17 protein-coding genes and 1 tRNA gene are annotated in these 17,737 nt (G+C 70.5%); 15 read left to right on the forward strand and 3 right to left on the reverse strand.

All coding sequences use genetic code 11. The features are described 5' to 3' along the window. Nucleotides 1-49 precede the first annotated feature (49 nt). Nucleotides 50-730, forward strand: coding sequence for a TetR/AcrR family transcriptional regulator (locus tag ABZS61_RS07485; RefSeq protein ID WP_356417205.1), 681 nt, complete (start codon nucleotides 50-52; stop codon nucleotides 728-730). An 83-nt stretch (nucleotides 731-813) separates the two neighbouring features. On the opposite strand, the gene rph is transcribed toward ABZS61_RS07485, so the two are convergent. Continuing rightward, on the reverse strand, nucleotides 814-3,411 hold the full coding sequence (gene rph, locus ABZS61_RS07490) for a rifamycin-inactivating phosphotransferase (RefSeq protein ID WP_356417206.1): 2,598 nt from the start codon (nucleotides 3,409-3,411) through the stop codon (nucleotides 814-816). A gap of 858 nt (nucleotides 3,412-4,269) precedes the next feature. On the opposite strand from rph, the gene ABZS61_RS07495 reads away from it, so the two are divergent. Both ABZS61_RS07495 and ABZS61_RS07500 read left to right on the forward strand, forming a co-directional pair. After that, on the forward strand, nucleotides 4,270-4,893 hold the full coding sequence (locus tag ABZS61_RS07495) for a hypothetical protein (RefSeq protein ID WP_356417207.1): 624 nt from the start codon (nucleotides 4,270-4,272) through the stop codon (nucleotides 4,891-4,893). A 385-nt stretch (nucleotides 4,894-5,278) separates the two neighbouring features. After that, nucleotides 5,279-5,644, forward strand: coding sequence for an amphi-Trp domain-containing protein (locus ABZS61_RS07500; protein ID WP_356417208.1), 366 nt, complete (start codon nucleotides 5,279-5,281; stop codon nucleotides 5,642-5,644). A gap of 164 nt (nucleotides 5,645-5,808) precedes the next feature. On the opposite strand, the gene ABZS61_RS07505 is transcribed toward ABZS61_RS07500, so the two are convergent. Beyond that, complete coding sequence (locus tag ABZS61_RS07505) at nucleotides 5,809-6,432, reverse strand: DUF308 domain-containing protein (protein ID WP_356417209.1); 624 nt, start codon at nucleotides 6,430-6,432, stop codon at nucleotides 5,809-5,811. 196 nt (nucleotides 6,433-6,628) lie between these two features. Between ABZS61_RS07505 and ABZS61_RS07510 the strand changes: the two genes are divergently transcribed. The 10 genes from ABZS61_RS07510 to ABZS61_RS07555 all read left to right on the forward strand — a co-directional run bounded on the left by ABZS61_RS07510 (nucleotide 6,629) and on the right by ABZS61_RS07555 (nucleotide 15,143). Continuing rightward, nucleotides 6,629-7,474, forward strand: a complete 846-nt coding sequence (locus ABZS61_RS07510) for an endonuclease/exonuclease/phosphatase family protein (protein ID WP_356417210.1) — start codon at nucleotides 6,629-6,631, stop codon at nucleotides 7,472-7,474. Nucleotides 7,475-7,720: 246 nt separating this feature from the next. After that, nucleotides 7,721-8,422 carry a hypothetical protein gene (locus tag ABZS61_RS07515; protein WP_356417211.1) on the forward strand — a complete coding sequence of 234 codons (702 nt, stop codon included), beginning with the start codon at nucleotides 7,721-7,723 and terminating at the stop codon, nucleotides 8,420-8,422. Nucleotides 8,423-8,429: 7 nt separating this feature from the next. Then, a complete protein-coding gene (locus ABZS61_RS07520; protein WP_356417212.1) occupies nucleotides 8,430-9,065 on the forward strand; it encodes a MauE/DoxX family redox-associated membrane protein in 636 nt (211 codons plus the stop codon). After that, nucleotides 9,041-9,589, forward strand: a complete 549-nt coding sequence (locus tag ABZS61_RS07525; protein ID WP_356417213.1) for a hypothetical protein — start codon at nucleotides 9,041-9,043, stop codon at nucleotides 9,587-9,589. Before ABZS61_RS07520 ends, ABZS61_RS07525 begins: the two co-directional genes overlap by 25 nt. Beyond that, the gene (locus ABZS61_RS07530; RefSeq protein ID WP_356417214.1) at nucleotides 9,586-10,503 is read left to right on the forward strand and encodes a peptidoglycan-binding protein; all 918 of its coding nucleotides are present in this window, start codon (nucleotides 9,586-9,588) and stop codon (nucleotides 10,501-10,503) included. Before ABZS61_RS07525 ends, ABZS61_RS07530 begins: the two co-directional genes overlap by 4 nt. Continuing rightward, entirely contained in the window at nucleotides 10,504-10,692 is a 189-nt protein-coding gene (locus ABZS61_RS07535; protein ID WP_356417215.1) for a hypothetical protein, read from the forward strand. A gap of 72 nt (nucleotides 10,693-10,764) precedes the next feature. Then, the gene (locus ABZS61_RS07540; RefSeq protein WP_356417216.1) at nucleotides 10,765-11,268 is read left to right on the forward strand and encodes a hypothetical protein; all 504 of its coding nucleotides are present in this window, start codon (nucleotides 10,765-10,767) and stop codon (nucleotides 11,266-11,268) included. Between the two features lie 215 nt (nucleotides 11,269-11,483). Then, on the forward strand, nucleotides 11,484-12,218 hold the full coding sequence (locus tag ABZS61_RS07545) for a D-Ala-D-Ala carboxypeptidase family metallohydrolase (RefSeq protein WP_356417217.1): 735 nt from the start codon (nucleotides 11,484-11,486) through the stop codon (nucleotides 12,216-12,218). A 203-nt stretch (nucleotides 12,219-12,421) separates the two neighbouring features. After that, nucleotides 12,422-14,170, forward strand: coding sequence for a glycoside hydrolase domain-containing protein (locus ABZS61_RS07550; protein WP_356417218.1), 1,749 nt, complete (start codon nucleotides 12,422-12,424; stop codon nucleotides 14,168-14,170). A 34-nt stretch (nucleotides 14,171-14,204) separates the two neighbouring features. Then, nucleotides 14,205-15,143, forward strand: a complete 939-nt coding sequence (locus tag ABZS61_RS07555) for a penicillin-insensitive murein endopeptidase (RefSeq protein ID WP_356417219.1) — start codon at nucleotides 14,205-14,207, stop codon at nucleotides 15,141-15,143. 55 nt (nucleotides 15,144-15,198) lie between these two features. Here ABZS61_RS07555 and selD read toward each other — a convergent pair whose 3' ends face one another. Then, complete coding sequence (gene selD, locus ABZS61_RS07560) at nucleotides 15,199-16,242, reverse strand: selenide, water dikinase SelD (RefSeq protein WP_356417220.1); 1,044 nt, start codon at nucleotides 16,240-16,242, stop codon at nucleotides 15,199-15,201. Between the two features lie 56 nt (nucleotides 16,243-16,298). On the opposite strand from selD, the gene ABZS61_RS07565 reads away from it, so the two are divergent. Together ABZS61_RS07565 and selA are read left to right on the forward strand one after the other, a co-directional pair. Then, nucleotides 16,299-16,392 (forward strand) — tRNA-Sec (locus ABZS61_RS07565). 23 nt (nucleotides 16,393-16,415) lie between these two features. Next, on the forward strand, nucleotides 16,416-17,735 hold the full coding sequence (selA, locus tag ABZS61_RS07570; RefSeq protein ID WP_356417221.1) for an L-seryl-tRNA(Sec) selenium transferase: 1,320 nt from the start codon (nucleotides 16,416-16,418) through the stop codon (nucleotides 17,733-17,735). The last annotated feature ends 2 nt before the right edge of the window (nucleotides 17,736-17,737 follow it).

Raw genomic sequence — 17,737 nt, forward strand, 5'->3', positions numbered from 1 at the left:
GGCAGGGCAAGTGGCCTCCGGGGCCTGCAACGGGGAAAGATGGGCGATCATGAGCAAGCCATCCGCGCGGACCCGACTCGCAGAGGCCGCCTTCGCGCTGTTCGACGAGGGCGGATACGAGCGGACGACCGTCGACGACATCGCCGAGCGAGCCGGTCTGGGGCGCACGACGTTCTTCCGGCACTACCGGTCCAAGGAAGACGTGATCTTCCCCGACCACGACCGGCTCCTCGACCTGATCAGGGACCGGCTGGCGACCTCCAGCCACAGCACCGCCCTGGTCGCCGTCTCCGACGCGGTCCGTCTGGTGCTGCTCCACTACCTCGACGAAGGCGATCTCGCGCGCCGCAGGTACCTGCTCACCAGCAAGGTGGCCACCCTCCGGGACCGCGAGATCGCCAGCGTGGCGCGCTACCAGCGACTGTTCCGTGAGTTCATCGCGGACTGGATGGGAGATGCGGCCCAGTCGGCCTCACTCAGAGCCGAACTCATGTCGGCCGCGGTGGTCGCGGCCCACAACCACGTACTGCGCCGCTGGCTCCGGGGAGAGACGACGGACCCGGTCGGCGAGGTGGACGAGGCGATGCGCGAGGTGCTCGCCCTCTTCCCGGCAGCCGACTCCCCGGTGACGGGAGCCGGTACCACGGTCGTCGCGTTCCGGACCGGTCAGGACATCGACGCCTTGCTCCCCTCACTGCGGCGACTCGTCGAGGGCGGGACCGAAAGCTGAGGATCGCCCCGCCGTTCCTCCTGCCGTGTACAGGACGTGCTGGGGGTCCTATACAGGTCCTATACACGGCCGGGGGAGGTCGGTCAGGACAGGATCTCGATGTACCCGTCGGTTCCGTGCACGCGGATCCGCTGCCCGTCCTGGATCAGTCGGGTGGCCTGCTCCACGCCCACGACGGTCGGCAGACCGTACTCCCGGGCGATCACTGCGCCATGCGTCATCAGGCCGCCCACTTCCGTCACCAGGCCCGCGATTCCGACGAACAGGGGCGACCAGCTGGGGTCCGTGAACGTCGTGACCAGGATGTCGCCCGCCTCGAGGTCGGCCTCCGCCATGTCCAGGATGACGCGGGCTCGTCCCTCGACGGTCCCGGCGGAGACAGGCAGGCCGATCAAGGCGCCGCCCGGCACATCGTCGCGCCGGTACGCCCCGGTGACCGCCTCGCCGTCCGAAGTGAGCACCCGGGGCGGTGTGAGTGCGTGGTACGACTGGAAGGCGTCCTTGCGCTGCTGGATGAGGTGGCCGTCCACCTGGTTCGAGCGCGCGACGTCGTGGAGCTCCTGGAACGTGAGAGAGAAGATGTCCTCCTTCTCCGACAGCACGCCTGCCTGCACGAGGCGCTCGGCCTCCTCCAACAGCGCCTGCTTGTAGACGAAGTAGCGGCTGACGATGCCGTACTTCGGGTACTCCCGGTATCCGATGAAGGTGCGAACCCGGTCGATCATCCGCTTGGTCTCCTCGGCCTTCCGTTCCCCGTCCGGCAGGGCACGCAGGCGTGACAGCACGTCCCGTTCCTTCTCCTGCGCCCTCTGCCGCCCTTGCTCGAAGCGCCGCTCGGCGGCGCCCGGCTCGAAGATCCTGACGTTGTCGAGGATCACGGGCACGAGCGTGGAGGGGCGCTCACGCCAGCGCGGCCTCGTGATGTCGATCTCGCCCACGCAGCGCATGCCGTACCGGTCGAGGTAGGACTCGATGGCGTTGCGGGCCTCGGTCCCGCCCGGGAGTTTCGCCAACCCGTCGAGGAAGTCCTCGTCCTCGACACCCTGCAGGAACGCCAGTACCTCCGGGTGCGGACGGACCACGTCCGCGACGTCGAGCAGCGCCAGTCCCATCTCCGACGTGATGTTGTCGGGGGCGGACAGCGTCAGCGTGTCAGCCGCGTTCTTCTCGCCCAGCCAGTTCTGCAATGTGTCGTTGAGCCACCACGTGGCGTCCATCCCCGCCATGATCGCTTGAAGGTTCAGCGGATCACCGAGGACTCGCTTGTGCTCCTCGAAGGCCTCCAGCAGGAAGTCGAACAGCGCCGGTCCGCTCTTCGTCCGGATGTCGCGCTCCAGGGCGGCGACGGACGCCTGGCTGCGTTCGATCAACCCGGTGACGATGGCCGGATCGGTCTCGATCGGGGCGGACGCACTACCGGCCGGTGGCCCGCCGGGACTTGCGTCCGGGAGCGACGGGACGAAGCCGTCGTGGTCGAGGACCGTCTCCAGAGCGTCCCTGATCAGCGGATCGCCCCTCCCCATGGCGTCCAGGAGACCGGCGCGGCTGGTGGGCGAGGCCAGCCGTTGGGTGACGTCGACGAACAGTCTGCCGCCGGCCTCGTGCATCCGCACCATGGCCGTCAGCTGCCACATCGAGAACCCCAGGGGCTTCATGGGGTCGGTCATCATCTGCCCGTGACCGACGGAGACGTAGACGTGATTCTCCTGGTCGTCGGCCTCCGGAATGGGGAACAGCGTCGTGATCGGCCGACTCTGGACGACCTGGAAGCCGTCGTCGACCAGACACCATTCGATGTCCTGCGGGCGGCCGAAATGCGCTTCGATCCGCCGCCCGAGCTGCACGAGCCTCACGACCTGCGCATCCGTCAGCGCCGCCTCCTCCTGCTGCTGCGGGCCGATCGCCACTTCCTGCGTGCCGCCGTCCGGCAGGGCGTGGACGGCACGCTGTTTGGCGGCGATCGCCCTGGCGATGATTGCGTCGTCCCGCACCTTGAAGACGTCCGGGTTCACCAGGCCGGAGACCAGGGCTTCGCCGAGGCCGAAGCCGGCGTCCACAGTGGTGACCTTCCGGTTGCCCGTGACGGGGTCGGCCGTGAACAGGATGCCGGACGCATGCGGGAAGACCATCTGCTGCACGACCACGGCCATGTGGACCGTACGGTGGTCGATGCCGTTGCGTCGGCGGTAGATGACGGCCCGCTCGGTGAACAGTGAGGCCCAGCACCGGCTGATGTGCTGGAGGACCGCAGTCGGCCCCACGACGTTCAGGTACGTGTCCTGCTGTCCTGCGAAGGAGGCCGTCGGCAGGTCCTCCGCCGTCGCGCTGGACCGGACGGCGTAGGCGGCCTGCTCGCCGAGCCGGGCGAGTGCACGGGTGATCGCCGCCGCGAGATCGACGGGAACGGCCACCGCTTCGACGGTCCGGCGAATCTGCGCGCTGAGCGTGCGGATCCCCTCCAGGTCGTCCGGGTGCACGCGCGACAGCTGATCGAGCTGATCGTCGATCGACGGCTCTTCCGCCAGGATCCGCCGGAAGGCGTCCGTCGTCACGCAGAATCCCCCCGGCACGCTGACGCCTTCGGTCCGCGACAGGCCGCCCAGGTGCGCTCCCTTGCCGCCGACGACCGCGACCTGCGCCTCGTCGACCTCTTGAAGATCCAGAACATACTGGTCGATCATCGCGATGCCTCCGTGGCAGCCGTGCTTCCTTGCATGGGAGCGGCCGTTCGCATCACCGGCACCTCCAGCTCTGTCGATCCTCTCGTCGAGCACGTCGTCATCTTCTGTCGCCCTTCCTCCGACGAGTCGGCCGGCTGCGCCGCCCGGTCGGGCGGCGCGCACAGCCGAACCACCGCTCCCAGCGCCCGCGACCGAACTGCCGGCCCGACAACTGATTGGACGTCACCGCGTCCCCCACGCGTCGACAACACACGCACGTCGTGCCCCTCTTTCCGCAGGTTGTGGCCTCGGCCGACGATTCTGCGCCACCACCGGGGCCTTGCCGCAAGCCCCCCATTGCGCTATAAGTTGAGAGTGGCAGGGAGAGGGCTCTCCCTGCCTTTGTTTTTGCCGTCGCCGGGATTGACGAGCGTCTCGCGAGGGAGCGACGCACCGCGTATGGATACACGTCGTCGGCGCATGCATGCGGAAGTCATGAGCGAATCGAATGGAGTGATCCCACGCGGTGCCCCGAGCAGGCGCGCGTGTCCTACCGCTTCCACTCAGTGGCGAACGTGATGATGGTGAAGCAGGTCGAGCCGGATTCCGACAAGACCCCTCTCCCGAAGCGTGCGGCCTGGAGGGCGAATGGACCCTGAGTGCACCATCGAACGGCGCACAGCTATTCGGCTGGGAGGAATGATCGCACTCGGGGGGAGCGCCGCGGTCGTGGGAGCCGGTCCTCCGGCGTCCCCGGTGACGGGTAGCCCTGGACTTCCGCCATCGCTCCCGGGGCACACCTATCTTTTTGGGTACGGGTCCCTGATTCAGCGAGCCTCACGGACCGCGACATGGCCCGGCGCGGAAGAGGCCGTACCCGTGGTGGTCAGGGGTGTCAGTCGCGGCTGGTACGACAGGGTGGACACCGTCAGTTGGGGTCCTACGTATCTGGGGGCCGTACCCGAGAAGGGTGCCAGATGCAATGGCGTCCTCTTCTCCGTAACCCAGAGGGGACTCGAAGACTTCGCACGCCGCGAATCCGGTTACCGGCTGACCCGGATTCCCGCGGGCGACATCTCCCTGCTGGGTGGCACCAAAGACCCTCCCGCCGGTTCCGTGTGGTATTTCGACAACGTCGCCAAACGCCGTCCGAACGAGCGGTTCCCGATCGTTCAGTCCTATGTGGACGTGTGCCTGGACGGGTGCCTGGAGAACGAGGAGAGTTATCCAGATGCCCGAGAAGTTCAATTCGCAAAAGAATTCATCGAGACGACAGCCGACTGGGGGACGCCGTGGTTCAACGACCGGATCTACCCGTGGCGGCCCTTCGTGCACGTCCCGCGTGCCAACGCCATCGACACGCTGATTCGTGACGGACTCGGAAAAGACCTCTTCGACAGGATCACGCTCCCGCACAGCCCCGGTCGGCCGGCCTGGACCCACGGCGTGACGATCGGCCGGGGTGGGGGACTGGAACGAGGAAGTTCTTTGTGGCCTCCCTGATCCGACCCGGCTGACCCGGCTGACCCGGCTGACCCGGCTGACCCGGCCGAGCCGGGTGCGTCGGGCAGGCCGGTATCAGCCGTGCGCGCAGGCGGGCCCACACATGAGCTGGACCACCCCGGTGTGCGCGCCTGGCTCCTTCACGCGATCGGCCCAACGAAGCCGCACACGCAGCGGACACCGGTGCCGGCCTGCATGCGACGGTGAGGAATGGATGTGCGACGCGATGGACCTACGGAGGGCTGGATCGCCGCGTCGGATGGTGCCTCGGGCGCAGGCGGCGTGCCGGCTCTTCGCCTCCTTCGTGCGGATGTCCGATCCCCCGCACAGCTTCAGAATCGGTGCTACCGCGTCATGCGGTTTCCAGGGGATTGGAGACACCCTCATGAAGGACCTCAAGTTTGAGCAGAAGCGCTCGCTGTCACGCTTGGAAGCGGCCGACCAGCTCACGGCGATCGCTGCCGCGCTGAGGGAGGGAGGGGACGTCGAACTGGAACTGGGCGCCGTGACGCTGAGCCTGCGGATCCCCGACGACCTTCGCGGTGAGCTGGAGGTCGAGGTCGGTGACGGGGAGATGGAGCTGGAGATCGAGTTCAAGTGGCCTACCACGCAGGCCCGGACCGCGCCGTCGCAGGCGGGCGCGGGTAAGACCGCCACGAAACGGAAGAGCGCGCCCGCGAAGCCTCGTCGGAGCGGTCCGGGCGCGAGCGGGAAAGAGGGTGCGAAGCGGTCCGCCACCAGAACGCCGTGAGCCCTCGCGGTCGACGCACCCTCAACGTGAAGTGAACGTTCAGGTTCAGAAGCCGTCAGCAGTACCGCAGCCCCGCAGGCTTGGCCGCTCTCCGTGTCCACCGCGGCTGCGGGGCGGGGCCGTCTACGCGACGGTGCCACGGCCCTCCCGAGGCCCGTGGTCCGCTACCTGCGGAGGGCCGCCCGCCAGGCGAGGGCGAGCGCCACCTCGGCGAGGCCGAGCAGGACGAGCCACAGGCCGAGCAGCCATGTCAGGGCGCGGGCCGACTCGGCCGGCAGGACGAGCACCACGATTCCGGCCACGATGGCGAGCACTGCGGCGCCCAGGACCACGCCCCGGTGCGGCAGGTCCTTGGCGGCGATGGCCGCGTAGAGGGTGAGGATGCCGGACACGAGCCACACGAGCCCGACGATCAGTGAGAGTGCGGCGATGGTCTGCAGGGGGTTCCGCAGGCACAGCACCCCGGCCAGGGTGTACAGCACGGCCAGGAGCACCCCCGGGAGCCGTTCGCCGTGGCCCTCCCCGGCAAAGACGGCCACGAAGCGGAATACCCCGGTCACCAACAGGTAGAGGCCGATGAGGACGGCCACGACGTGCAGTGTCCCGTCCGGCCAGAGCAGGATCAGAAGGCCCGGTACCAGCGTTGCGATCGCCGAGCCCAGGATCCAGGTCCAGGAACGGCCGAGACGCGCCAGCACGTCCGAGGGGTCGCCCGTCGGGCCGGGCTCCGCACCGTAGGGATCGTGTCCCGCTCCGGTACGCGGTGCCGGACCATGCGACATGGTCATGGTTCCTCCTCGCACGATCGGCCGAGGCCGAAAAGCGACGACGTTCTTGCTGCCAGCATGGACCGTTTCGATGGGATCGGCACTCGACAGCCTGTCGACACCTGCGAGGGAGCCGGTCTTCACCTCGTGGCCACGGGCCGGCCAGGGAAGCGGACGATCATCGGGGGCCTTCGTGAACCTGTGCCAGGAGGCCACCATGCTCCGCCGGACCCTGTCCGTTCTCGCCGCTGTCGTCGCGCTCGCCGGAGCCACGGGCCAGGCCTCGGCCGCCGATGGCGTCCCGGCCACTCAGCGGTCCGGCCCTCGCGTGCTGGACGTCATGTCGTTCAACATCCACCATGCCCAGGGCACCGACGACAGGCTCGACCTCCAGCGGATCGCCCGTGTCGTCCGCGAGAGCGGTGCCGACGTCGTGGGCCTGCAGGAGGTCGACAACCACTACTCGGGGCGCAGCGAGTGGGCCGACCAGTCCGCCGAGCTGGCAGCCATGCTGGGTTACCACGTGGTGTTCGGCGCCAACATCGACAACGCCCCGCCGACCACGGGCGGGCACCGCGTCCAGTACGGCACCGCGATCCTGTCCCGGTACCCGATCACCGCGTCGGACAACACCTGGCTGTTCAAATCGCCGGGTCAGGAGCAACGCGGCCTGCTGCACGCCACGATCGACGTCCACGGCAGGACAGTGGAGTTCTTCAACACCCACCTGGCTGCCGGTTCGCAGACCGACCGCCTGCGGCAGACCGATCACATCGTGGACCTGATCGGGGCGAAGAAGCCCGGCATTCTCGTGGGCGACTTCAACGCCCTGCCGACCGCACCGGAGTCCCAGCCGCTGCAGGAGGCCTACACCGACGCGTGGGCCGATGCCCCGCACGGGCGCGGTGACGGCGCGACGTACCCGGCCGAGGCGCCGACCGAGCGGATCGACGTCATCTACACGACCGGCAAGGTGACGCCGCTCGTCACCCGCGTCGTGCAGGCTGCCCCGGCCGCCTCCGACCACCTCCCGCTGCTCACCAAGGTGCTCGTCACTTCCTGACCCGGCGACAACCGCCCGCTACCGCACCGGAGGACGACGAGTACGCAGCCGGGTCCCGTGAACGTCAGGTCACGGGGCCCGGGCGCATCCGGTGTTCCGCTGATCGTCAGGCCGGTGCGGACAACCGGGGCCGCGGCTGATCCGGCCTCTGGCGCGTTCCGAACGATTGACAGGGGCATGACTCTTGTCTAGTTTCCTCAGCGGCTGCGGTGTCACACCAGACCCCTGCCCCCCGGGAGGATGCACATGGCCGCATCGTTCGTCACTCATCGCGCACTCGATGGCGGGACGTACCACCTGGAGGGCGACGTCGACCTCCAGGCGCCGTGCACGTCCGCCGTCGAGGTGGTGGCCGGTGGCCGACTGATCGAATTCACCGCCGGGCCTGCCTCTCTGGGGGACGACGTCGCCGCTTCCCTGGGCATCGGGTCACCCGAGTCCGAGCTCACCTTCCAAAAGGGCACGCTGCGCATCTTCCAGTCGGTCGAGCGCGAGCCGCGCTCGGGGCTCGTGGAGCGGCCGTCGCTCGTCGTGTGGCGCGGCGAGCGCCACGCACTCGTGACCAGGCTGTACGGCCTGGGCGTGGCGGCGGTGCTCGGGCTGCTCCGGTCGGTTCGCATCACGGAGAGCAAGTACGGGCTCACCCTCCAGCCGGACCCCTCGGCCGGAAGCGCCTTCGCGCGGCCCGCGACGGTGATCAAGGAGGTGCCCGGCCTCGGGCTGCTGGAGCTGTCGCGGCGCACGAAGGAACACACCGCCCAGCTCCCGCCCTGGAAAGGGGTGGCCGTCGCATCCGGCGAGCTCTTCCGCGACACGCTGTCCGACGGCAGCCCGTTCTTCGTGCTCTCCTCCACCGAGATCTGGGCCACGGTGGTGCCCCTGGCGTCGACTCCGGTCGATCGGGTGCCCGAACTCGTCGGGCGACTCACGCTGCGGCACACAGGGTGATCCGCCGGTGATCGATTTCTGTGGCGGGCTGACCGCCTCCGTCGTCATCCTGACCCTGCTCATGGGCGCGGGCTCCCATGCGGCCGGCCCGGCCGCGCTGGGCGACGCGCTGTGGGCGCACGGCGTGCTGGGCCCGCGGTCCCGCCGGTCGGCGGCTGTCGTCCTGCCGGTCGCGGAGGGTGTCCTGGGAGCGGGCGGCGCAGCCGCGCTCCTGACGGGTCATCAGTGGGCGCTCCAGGTCGTACTCGCTTCGGGAGCCGCCCTGTTCGGGATCTACGCCGGCTACACGCGGCACGTCCTCGCCCTCGGTCGCGGGGGGCCGTGCGGCTGTTCCGGCCGGGACGTACCCCTGAGCCGCTGGGTGACCCGGCGGGCCGCGGCCCTCGCCGTGCTCGCGACGACCGGCGCCGTCGTCGTCGGGCTCGGCCCCGTACGGCTCTCCACGACGGAGCTGATCACGCTGATGCTCGCAGCTCCCGCCTGCACCGCGCTCCTGTGGTCCCTGCCTGCTGCCATGCACGAGCCGACCGCAGCCTTCGTTCACCCGTCGACCAGGGCCCCTGCTCACCACCGTGCCGAGAACACCGTGCACCGGACCGCCGAAGGAGTGCCAACGCGATGGACTTCACCACCAGCGCTCTGATTGCCTCGTGGGCGGCGATCGCGCTGCTCGCGCTGGTCGTCTCGGGGCTGATCAGGCAGGTGCACCAACTGTCACGAACACAGCCGCACCGCCCCGGGCGGGTGGGCATCGCCCCCGGCGCGCAGGCGCCCGGGCTCGATGCGGCCCGGACCGATCCGGCAGGGCTCGACGGTCTCCTGACGCCGGGCCGCGCCGCGCTGCTGCTCTTCCTCGACGCGGACTGCCGCACCTGCGGCCAGGTGCTAGCCGAGGCCGGCGCCTGGACGGTCCGCCAGGGCGACACGGCCGCCCCGCAGGTCCTCGGGCTCTACGCGGGCGCCGGACCGCAGGCCGACGAGGGCGCCGTCCCGGTCAGGGACCATCGTCCGGAGCTGTTCACGGCCTACGACATACCCGCCACCCCCTACGCGGTGGCCATCGATCCGGAGCGCCGGATCGTGCGTTCCGAGCCGCTCGGTTCACCCACCGCGCTGCTGCGGTTGCTCGACGACCTCGCACCCGCAACGCCGAGGAGCCGGCCATGACTTCACTGGACGATGTGCCCACGCTGCGCCGCTCGGGGACCGGTGGCCGCCGCTCCCTGACCGGGCGCGGGGCCCTTCCATCCTTCGCACCGTCCAGGCGCACCGTGCTGCAGGCGGCGACCGCCGCGGGCTTCGCCGCGCTGGGGGTGTTCTCCGCCGCGCGCGAGGCCTACGCCGACGGATACGACATCTGGACCGGTGCGTGTCCGAGCTACGCCGAGGACCACAACTGCTCCCCGGGCTGCGGGCCCAGCACCATCTATGCCGACGCGTGCGTGACGTCGGGGACGAACACCGGCTTCCACCGGACGGACGGAGTCACCTGGACCCTGCGGCCCAACCAGTGCTACGCCGGTACCTACGACGGCTGGCTGTGGCGCTACAGCGCGGCCTGCGGCAGCTGCGGGTGCGGTATCGAGCGGCGCTGCCACGACGGGTACCGCAACACCGGCTCCGGCTGGGTGAAGTCCATCTGCCGCTGGACCACCGACTGTGACTGCCCCGGCTCCGTCAGCTGGCCGACCATCGGCCGAGGCGCCACCGGGCCCGACGTCCACACGATCCAGCACCTGCTCACCCACCACGGTCATCCCACGGACGTCGACGGCATCTTCGGTACGGACACCGAGGCGCAGGTCGAGGCGTTCCAGTCGGCGAACGGACTCAGCCCCACGGGCAGTGTCAGCGCGGCCACCTGGCCGCTCCTGATCGTTACCGTGCGCCAGGGAGACGTGAACGATGCCGTGTGGGGCGCGCAGCGGCAGCTCAACAAGCACGGCTCGGCGCTCACCGTCGACGGCAACTTCGGTTCGCTCACCCGGCAGGCCGTCGTCTCGTTCCAGTCCCTGCACGGCCTGACCGCCGACGGCGTGGTCGGCCCGAACACCTGGCTCACACTGACCGGGACGGTCTAGGTGGGCGAGCCCGGCGGTCCCACGGACCGGTTGAGCGGCGCCCGTGCCGTAAGGGCGCTGCTCACCGACCCCGTGCTGCCCGTGGCGGTCCTGGGGATCGCGGTGATCGCCGCCGTCCTCCACGCCCCCGTGCTGACCTGGGCGATCACCGGCGGTCTGGCCGGGTACTCGCTCTCCGGCTCCGTTTGAACGCGTAACAGCGCATTCGCGCTGGCCTCGCCAGGTTGGCGGGCAACGTACAGACAGGCGCTGGTCCTCGGCGTGTTCACCTGCGGTCTGCTGGCCGGCGGGATGCTGACGGCCGGGGTGCTGTGGCTCGTGTCCGGTCTCTTCACACCGATCCCGGTCGGCGTGCGACAGGGGCTGATCGTGGCCGTCGCGCTGCTCGCCGTGCTGCGCGACACGGGCAAGCTGTCGCTGCGGCTGCCGCAGAACGCCCGGCAGATACCGCAGGACGTCCTGCGCCGTCATCTGGCGCGCGGCGCCCTGCAGTTCGGTTTCGAGCTCGGCACGGGTGTGCGCACCTACGTCTCGGCGAGCGCGCCGTACGCGATGGCGGTGGCGGTGCTCCTGTCCGGGGGCTCCTACGCGCCCGCCCTGGCCGTCGGACTCGGCTTCGGAGCGGGCCGGGCACTCACCCCTGCTCTGCGCAGGCTCTCCGGAGACGGGGAGAGCTGGGACGACCTGCTCGCGGGGCGGCTGAGCGGCATGACCGTCGCATGCTCCGTGCTGATCGCCGCTGCCGCCGCCGCGGTCTGGCAATAGCGTCGTCGCCTCGCTTCGCCGACCGGCCCTCGGCCGCTCGGCTCTCCTCCACAGCAATGCATCAGGTGTTCCAACTCCCGTTACACATAAGCCAGTTGTGCCGAAGGTCTGGTCCTGTGGCAGATGGTGATGGTGTGGACACGCCAGGGAGAGGGGGGTCAGACTCGCCTCAGCCCTGTAGCGGGGAATCGGGAAGGACTCACAACGGAGGCGCCATGTTGAGGCGTACGATCCAACTCGCCCTATCGTTTGTCATGATCATGACTGCAACGATCGGGGGAGTGCTGGCCACAGCCGCCCCGGCCCAGGCCGACGAGTGCTACAGCTGGGGCCGCACCCTGTCCGAAGGCATGTCCGGCGACGACGTGACCCAACTGCAGATCCGGGTGGCCGGGCACGTCGACTACGGCGAGATCCTCTCCGTCGACGGCAACTTCGGCCCGCGGACCAAGGCCGCGGTCACCAAGTTCCAGCAGGCGTACGGCCTCGGAGCGGACGGCATCGCGGGTTCCCAGACGTTCAGCAAGATCTACGCACTGCAGGACCCGGACTGCACCCCCATCCACTTCACCTACGCCGAGCTCAACAACTGCAACTCCGACTGGTCGGGTGGTGCGGTCAGCGCCGCGACGGCCAAGTCCAACGGCCTGCGCACGATGTGGAGGCTGGAGGCCATGCGGCACGCGATGGGTGACGTGCCGATCTCCGTGTCCAGCGGATTCCGCTCCACGGCCTGCAACAACGCGGCGGGCGGCGCCTCGAACAGCAGGCACCTGTACGGTGACGCCGCCGACCTGGTCGGCAGCCCGTCTTTCTGCGCCCTCGCCCAGCGGGCCCGCTCGCACGGCTTCGGCGGCATCTTCGGCCCCGGCTACCCCGACCACAACGACCACACCCACGTCGACGGACGCAGCAGCCGCTCCTGGTCCGCGCCCAACTGCGGCGTCTGACCGCCACGTCTTCACGCACCAGCACAGCAGCCCGCTTTCCCCGGGCCGGCCGCCGGCCCGGGGAAAAGCGGGCCCGCACCGTTCGCAGGTGCGCGGCCGATCAGCCTCCGGCCACGGGCAGGCGCCGCCCGTGGCCGAACCGGAGCGGACCTGCCGCGCCGCTCTCCCTCACTCTCCCCCCGCATCCGAACAGGAGTGAACCGATGTCGTCCTGGATCCCCTGGCGCGCCCGCGCCGGAACGGCCCTGCTGGCAGTGCTCGCCGGTATCGGCGCGTTCGCCGCCCCCGTCCCCGCCCTGGCCGATTCCCCGCCCGAGAGCCTGCAGACCGTCACCTACCACGGCTACCGCATCGAGGTGCCCGCCGAATGGCAGGTGGTCGACCTGGCCGAGAACCCGCGGGCGTGCCTCCGGTTCGACAGACCCACCGTCTACCTGGGCGAGCCCGCCGAGCAGAACGACTGCCCCGCCGGAGTCGTCGGCCGTTCGGCGGGCATCGTCGTGGAGCCCATCACCACCCGCTCCGCGCGCCAGGCGACCGCGGCGACCGCGCGGACCCAGCGCGGAAAGGCCATCGCCCCGTCCGCCCCGTCCAGCAACGACACCATCCAGATCGCGGTCGAGGACGCCGGCGTCCTCGTGACCGCCGCCCACACACCCGACACCGAGAACCTCGTACGCGGCGTCCTCGCCTCAGCCGAGCTCACCGGGGGTGCCGAACGCACCACGCTGCCCCCCGCGGCCCAGCGGTCCGACGCCACCCCCCTGGCCGCGGCCGGACCCCAACCCGGCAGCTACCTGGGCAAGGGCTTCGACGCCTGCACCGCGCCCTCGCAGGCCGCCATGAACGCCTGGCAGGCGAGCTCGCCGTACAGCGCGGTCGGCGTCTACATCAGCGGATCCTTCCGCGGCTGCGCCCAGCCGAACCTGACGGCGAGCTGGGTGACCAGCCAGACCAACAACGGATGGCGTCTGTTCCCCATCGACGTCGGCCGTCAGGCACCGTGCACCAACTACTCGCTGAAGATGTCCACCGACCCGGCCACGGCCAAGTCCCAGGGCGTCACCGCAGCCGCCGGTGCCATCACCGCCGCGTCGGGCCTCGGCATCCCGGCGGGCAGCGCCATCTACAGCGACATCGAGGCGTACACCTCCACCGCCTCCTGCAAGGCATCCGTGCTGTCGTACCTGTCCGGCTGGACCGAACGGCTGCACAGCAGCGGCTACCTGTCGGGCTTCTACTCCAGCGCCGCCTCCGGCATCAAGGACGCCGCCGCCGAGTACAACAACGGCGCCTACACACGGGTCGACCACCTCTTCTACGCGTGGTGGAACGGCGCCGCAGACACCAACACCGGTACCTACGTGCCGTCCTCCTACTGGTCCAACCACCAGCGGATCCACCAGTACGCGGGCGAGGTCACCGAGTCGTACGGCGGCTACTCGATCAACATCGACCGCGACTACCTGGACGTCGGCAACGGCTCCACGCCCACGCCCACCTGCACCGGGGCGAACCCCGACTTCACCGCGTACAGCACCGTCCAGAACGGCTCGACCGGAGACCGGGTCAAGGCCGCCCAGTGCCTGCTCAAGGCCGCCGGCTTCGACCCGGGCACCCCCGACGGGATCTTCGGGCCCGACACGACCGCCGCCGCGCGGAACTTCCAGTCCGGCAAGGGGCTCACAGCCGATGGTGTGGTCGGCGCGAAGACCTGGACGGCCCTGCTGTCCCGCGGATCCACCCCGACCATCCAGAACGGCTCGACGGGCGAGGCCGTCACCCGGCTGCAGCGTGCCCTGACCGCCGCGCTCGGCCGGACGGTGTCCATCGACGGGATCTTCGGCTCGGGCACCGCCCAGGCCGCACTCGACTACCAGTCCTCGCGCGGGCTGGGCGCCGACGGCATCGTCGGCCCCGCCACCTGGGGCGCCCTCCAGTCCGGAAAGTGAGCAGGCGAATGAAGAGGAAACCGAGGCAGAGACCGTGAGACGACTCGCACGCATCATCACGCTGTTCACCGCGCTGGCGGGCCTGCTCCTCGGACTGGGCGTCCCCGCGCAGGCCTTCCCGCAGGCGGCGTTCCCGCTGACCAGCAACGGCAACCGGGGCTCCGACGTCGTGGCGCTGCAGCACCTGCTCGCCGCGCACGGCCGCCCCGTTGCGGTGGACGGCGCCTTCGGCTCCGGCACACGGAGCGCAGTGGTGGGCTTCCAGCAGTCCAAGGGCCTGACCGCGGACGGCGTCGTCGGGCCCGCCACCTGGGGCGCGCTCGCCATCACCGTCCGCCAGGGCGACAACGGGCCGGCGGTGACGGCCCTCCAGTCGCTGCTCAACGCCAAGCGGGGCGCCGGCCTCTCGGCCGACGGGGCCTTCGGACCCGCCACCGGCACCGCTGTCCGCACCTTCCAGTCCCATGCGGGAATCAGCGCGGACGGCGTCGTCGGGCCGACCACCTGGCAGAACCTGCTGTGGCACTACGAGAACATCAACTTCGGCGGCAGCACGATGTGCGCACAGAGCCCCGACGGCAACGCCGGTGCCCACTGGGCGACAGCCGGCGCCGTCGGCCAGCTGGAGGCCGCCGCCGCCACCTTCGCCGCCACCGGGAACGGCAGACTTCCCGTCGGCGACGCGGGCTTCGAGCACGGCGGGGACATCCCCGGCCACGGCAGCCACGAAGTCGGGATGGACATCGACGTGTGGCCCGCCCGCACCGACTCGGCGCAGTGCACCGCGGGGCGCATCACCTGGCAGTCGAGCACGTACGACCGCGCGGCCACCCGCAGGCTCGTTCAGGAGATCCGGGCGAAGGCCCCCGGCCACGTCCAGCTCATCTTCTTCAACGACCCGCAGCTGATCTCGGAAGGGCTGACCACGAGTTACGCGAACCACGACAACCACCTGCACATCCGCTACCGGTAGCCGCCCGGCCGCGGGACCCGGGCCCCGCCCGCGGACCCGCGGCCGTCCGCAACGCTCAGCGGATCACCAGTGTGGTTCCGGCCACGGCGGGAACCAGTTCCCCGATGACCGGATGTCCGGGTATTTCCCCCGCGACCAGCAGTCCGCCGGAGGTCTGGGCGTCGGCAAGCAGGTGCAGTAGGTCCTCGGTCGCCCGGCCCGTGTCAAGGTACTGGCGCACCCATTCGAGATTGCGCAGGGTGCCTCCGCTGACGTACCCGGCCCGCAGGGACTCCCGGGCGCCGTCGAGCACGGGGACGGCGGCGGCGTCCACCACGGCCGTGACGCCGCTGGCCCTGGCCAGCTTGTGCAGATGGCCGAGCAGCCCGAATCCGGTCACATCGGTGGCGCACACGGCGCCGGCCTCCAGGGCAGCCGCGGAGGCCTTGTCGTTGAGCGCCGCCATGGTGGCCACGGCGTGCGCGAAGACCTCGCCGGTGCGCTTGTGGCGGTTGTTGAGAATCCCGACGCCCAGCGGCTTGGTCAGGGTCAGCGGCACGCCCGGCCGGCCGGCGTCGTTGCGCAGCAGCCGGTCCGGATCCACCAGGCCGGTCACAGCCATTCCGTAGAGCGGTTCCGGGCTGTCGATGCTGTGGCCGCCCCCGACGAAGCAGCCGGCATCGCGGGCCACTTCGAGCGCACCCGCCAGGACCTCACGGGCCAGCTCCGCGGGCAGTACGTCACGGGGCCATCCCAGCAGATTGAGCCCGACGACGGGCCGGCCGCCCATCGCGTAGACGTCGGACAGCGCGTTGGCCGCGGCGATCCGGCCCCAGTCGCGGGCGTCGTCGACGACGGGTGTGAAGAAGTCGGCCGTCGACACCAGGGCGGTGCCGTCAGCGGTGAGCACCACCGCGGCGTCGTCGCCGTCCTCGAGGCCGACCAGCAGCCGGTCCTCGTCGCTGCCGAGGGCCTGTCCGGGGTTCCGGGGCGGCAGCAGTTCCTCGACCATCGCCTCCAGTTCCCCCGGAGGGATCTTGCAGGCACAGCCGCCGCCGTGGGCGAACTGGGTCAGCCGAACGGGCGCGGCCGGTACGGCGGCGGGACCAACAGTCGTCATACGACGATCATTTCACCTCTTGCCCCAGGAGTGTGCGGGGACCACAATCTTGCTCCGGAGGCGTTGGGCGGGCTGGTGCCCCTCCCGATCTTCAAAATCGGTGTGGTCCGGAAACCGGGCCAGGCGGGTTCGATTCCCGTCCGCCTCCGCTGACTTCGATCGGGGTGGCGCGGGTGGCGGACACAACGGACGAGCCGCCTGCGGACATCCGGAGGCAGGTGCCGAGCACCACGGTGCTCCTCGGCGACCCCAGGCTGAGCGAGGCGACCGCGCGGCTGGGAAGGCCCCTCGTCAAGGCCGCGGTCGGCACCGCCCAACAGCTCGTACGCGACGGACGCATCGGTCCGGGCGACGCGGTCCACGCAGCACTTGCCGCGCTCCCCGCGCACACGGCCGGACCCATCCCCGTGCACAACGCCACCGGCGTCGTACTGCACACCAATCTGGGACGGGCCCCGCTGTCGCGGTCCGCACTGGAGGCGATGGCGGCGGCCGGCGGATACACGGACGTCGAGCTGGACCTGAGCACCGGCAGACGGGCGCCACGCGGCCGCAGCGCCATGGCCGCCCTGCGGGAAGCGGTGCCGGCAGCGGAGGCGGTGCACGTGGTCAACAACGGAGCCGCCGCCCTGGCCCTCGCCGCGGCGACCCTGGCCCCTGGGCGCGACATCCTGCTCAGCCGGGGCGAGTTCGTGGAGATCGGTGACGGATTCCGGATACCCGAACTGCTGGCCTCCTGCGGCGCCCGGATACGCGAGGTCGGAACCACCAACCGGACCCGTCTCGGCGACTACGCGGACGCCGCGGGCCCGGACACCGGATTCATCCTCAAGGTCCACCCGTCGAACTTCACGGTGAGCGGCTTCACCGGGGGAGTGGAAGCCGAGGAACTGGCGTCCCTGGGGCTGCCCGTCGTCGTCGACATCGGCTCCGGCCTCCTCACCCCCGACCCGGTGCTGCCGGACGAACCCGACGCGGCCACAGCCCTGCGCGCCGGGGCCACCCTGGTCACCGCCAGCGGGGACAAGCTGCTCGGCGGGCCGCAGGCGGGGCTGGTCCTCGGCCGGGCCGCCGTCGTGGAACGGATGCGCCGCCACCCCCTGGCCCGCGCCCTGCGCGTGGACAAGTTCACCCTGGCCGCGCTGGAAGCGACACTGCGCGGTCCCGAGCCACCCGTGCACAGGGCCGTGCACATGCCGCTGCCGCAGCTGCGCATCCGCACGCTCCGCATGGCCGAGGACATTGCGCGCCGAGGTCTGGACGCGCGCGTCGTCCCCCACGAGGCGGTCGTCGGAGGAGGGGGCGCGCCCGGAACCGCTCTGCCGTCCTGTGCGCTCAGCCTCCCCGACGGCCTGGCAGAACCACTGCGCACCGGTGAACCGGCCGTGCTCGGGCGGGTGATGCGCGGCCGGCTGCTGCTGGACCTCCGGTGCGTACCGGAGGCGTGCGACAGCGAGATCCTCGCCGCGGTGCTGCGCGCGGCGGGGCAGTGATC

Source organism: Streptomyces sp. NPDC005566 (assembly GCF_040605575.1).
GTDB lineage: Bacteria > Actinomycetota > Actinomycetes > Streptomycetales > Streptomycetaceae > Streptomyces.